The 2,864-nt window shown below is 43.1% G+C and carries 4 protein-coding genes; all 4 read right to left on the bottom strand.

Annotated elements, in window-relative coordinates:
• Positions 1-109: 109 nt before the first annotated feature.
• Positions 110-589, bottom strand: coding sequence for a tetratricopeptide repeat protein (locus tag Q4526_RS06120; protein WP_215976045.1), 480 nt, complete (start codon positions 587-589; stop codon positions 110-112).
• A gap of 89 nt (positions 590-678) precedes the next feature.
• Entirely contained in the window at positions 679-1,482 is an 804-nt protein-coding gene (locus Q4526_RS06115; RefSeq protein WP_215976044.1) for an SDR family oxidoreductase, read from the bottom strand.
• A gap of 11 nt (positions 1,483-1,493) precedes the next feature.
• Positions 1,494-2,327 carry an alpha/beta fold hydrolase gene (locus tag Q4526_RS06110; protein WP_215976043.1) on the bottom strand — a complete coding sequence of 278 codons (834 nt, stop codon included), beginning with the start codon at positions 2,325-2,327 and terminating at the stop codon, positions 1,494-1,496.
• Entirely contained in the window at positions 2,324-2,746 is a 423-nt protein-coding gene (locus tag Q4526_RS06105) for a MarR family winged helix-turn-helix transcriptional regulator (RefSeq protein ID WP_215976042.1), read from the bottom strand. The genes Q4526_RS06110 and Q4526_RS06105 overlap by 4 nt, the downstream gene beginning before the upstream one ends.
• Positions 2,747-2,864: the final 118 nt, after the last annotated feature.

Below are 2,864 nucleotides of genomic sequence, written 5' to 3'. Positions count from 1 at the left end.
ATCCGTTTCAAGCCGCTAACGCCTGTTTCAGCAGCAGTTTTGTAATGAAGATTTTTGTGTTAAACAACACAAAAAACGTAATGAAAAAACTGACCGCTGGAAACTTTTGTTAGCTATTTTTGCACTTTTCATGGTACAACTTTTCCATTTCAGGGTTTTCAGGATAAAATCCTTTTGAATAATAGTATTCAACCCAGCACTCATAGATATCAATATGTACTTTTGACTTGTAGTTGAGCCAATAATCCCGTTGCTCACTACTTTTCTCCAAGCCAAGGTAGCCCATTTCATACGCGTGAGCTAACATATACTGCCAATACGTCATGCCTTTTCGAGCAGCAAAATGGTAAAGCTCTAACGCTTTACTGAGATTGGCTTCTACACTCAACCCTTTTTGGTACGCCCACCCGATTTTGCCGGCAGAATACGCAGATCCATTTTCATATTCTTTGTATAAAACACTAAACCCTTCGGAATGATCATCCGGGTTACTACTCCCAAACAGCAACTTACTTGCTCTCTCATGATCGGAATCCTGTGAACAAGAAACCAGCGTAAAAAATATTAAAAATAATAGTGTTCGATTCATAGTAGTAGCTAACGCCCGGCTGTGCGGCTGGCAAAAGTAGAGGCGAAGCCGGAGCTTTTGCAAGTCCGACAGCAGCCGATTGTTAGGCATTATTTGTTTGGTGGTGACGCGGCGCTACCTGCTAGGACCCCACCATCAACATTGAGCTCAATTCCGGTGACATACTTGGATTCGTCAGAAGCCAAATACAGAGCGGCATAGGCAACATCGATAGGTTCGCCCATAGCGCCAAGCGGGATCTCAGAAGAAATGACTTTGACCGCATTTTCTCTTTGCTCCCCCTCTCCAAGCATCACGTCCCATATCGGCGTATATATGGCACCCGGGTGAATAGAGTTACATCGAATAGGGTATTGTTTTTCAGCACAGTAAAGCGCAACAGATTTTGTATGGTTGCGAACAGCGGCTTTACTCGATGCATATGCAGCAGCAAAGGGGATGCCCACAATCCCTGACCTTGAAGAAATATTAACAATACTGGCGGATGAAGACTTCCGCATAAGCCGAATACCATATTTGCATCCCAGCGCCACCCCATCAAGATTCGTCTGATGGACTTTACGCCAGCTTTCAATATCCAGATTTTCAGGGTCGTGAGGCCCATGAGTTTCAAGGATACCCGCTATTCCCGCATTATTAACAAGAATGTCTAATCCACCAAATTTATTTTTTAAAAACTTACTCGCGGCAATCCAATCATCTTCTTTTCCCACATCAAGGTGCAGATAACAAGCCATTTCACCAATGTCTGTGGCTACTCTTTTACCCAATTCATCATCCAGGTCGCTGACAATAACATTTGCACCCTGATCAGCAAAAAGTTCAGCAATCGCCTTACCTATTCCTCTGGAAGCTCCTGTTACTAGCACATTTTTATTTCTAATTCTCAACATACCTCCCCCTACTAGCTTAAAAAATCTAGAACAGATTTGTTAAAGGTATGCGTTTGGTCCATTAGTGGCAAATGGCCCGCATCCTCTATTCTTAAAAACGTAGCGTTAGGTATTTGCGCAGCTGAACTCTCTCCATATTCAATGGGAAATAGCCGATCATTCTGTCCCCAAATCACTAATGTTCTGTTTTGTATCTTGCGGAGCGAGGCTTTCGGAATTTCTGAAACCGCCGAACCTCGGCCTTGCTTAAAAGCATTTTGTCCCCCAGTTCGCTTTAACACATCAATCGAATAGCGAGCGTGATTAGGATCTCTATTTTTAGGGTTAAACAGTATATAGCGAGAGAAGAAACGATCAGTGAGAGACGATGGAAAACTGTTCATTAAAATCATACTGAATAAGGAAGCGAACGAGGGCTTAGCACCGAGCCCTCCAGAATCAACCAAGACGAGTTTTTCAACCATTTGTGGATTATCTAGCACAAACTGAAGTGCAATTGCGCCGCCCTGAGACAAGCCCACAATATGCGCTTTGGGGATATCTAATGCTAACAAAAAGTCCTTTAGCCACTTGCAAAAATAAGCTTTGTCATAAGCAGCATTAGGCTTATCGGATTCTCCATAACCTACTATGTCAGGTGCAATTACCCGAAAGTCCTTTGAGAACGCGGCAATGGATGGATACCAAGTTATCGCCCCTGCCCCACCGCCATGTAGCAAGATCAGCGGTTGACCAGAGCCAGACGACAAGTAGGCAGTATTGACTGAGCCCACGCCAACATGATTTTGAGTAACAGACGTCTCAATTCTATTTATCAGAGCTTGCCGGTAACGGTTTATAGTCATTTTGTTACAACCTTAATCAGCTCTGATAATGTGCTTAACTGGTCTTTATCTAGAGACTCAAACAATGCAACAGATGAATACTCAAACGAAATTTTTGCCTCTTCAGTAATTTTCCTTCCAGTATCTGAAAGTGCAACCAGACTGACTCTGGCATCACGAGGATTATCTTCCTTTACAATAAGGCCTATTTTCTCCATAGGATTAAGAAGACGTGTGACGCCGGACGGGCTTAATCCCACTTTTTCCGCAAGGTCGCTGCGTCGCATTTTCTGACTTGTAGCGATATATAGCTGATTTAGAACAAGATATTCTGACAGACCAATACCATGCGCAGAAAGAGCGGCGCCAATCCTTTTCTGAATTTTGCTTTGCAGGTTGATGATATTTATCACCAAATCAGCTTCTAAATTTTTTGACACAGACACCTCTTTGCTTAATGCTTGAACTCGCAACTATAATCGCAGATTATTGCTGAGTCAAACATTACGCAACAATGCCGGAGTTAGAGATAGATGCCTAACGCTGCAATCACGCGCT

The organism is Gilvimarinus sp. 2_MG-2023, from assembly GCF_030547685.1.
Taxonomy (GTDB): Bacteria; Pseudomonadota; Gammaproteobacteria; order Pseudomonadales; family Cellvibrionaceae; genus Gilvimarinus.
The sequence above is the reverse complement of the archived record's forward strand: the minus strand, read 5'-3'. Positions and strand labels throughout refer to the sequence as shown.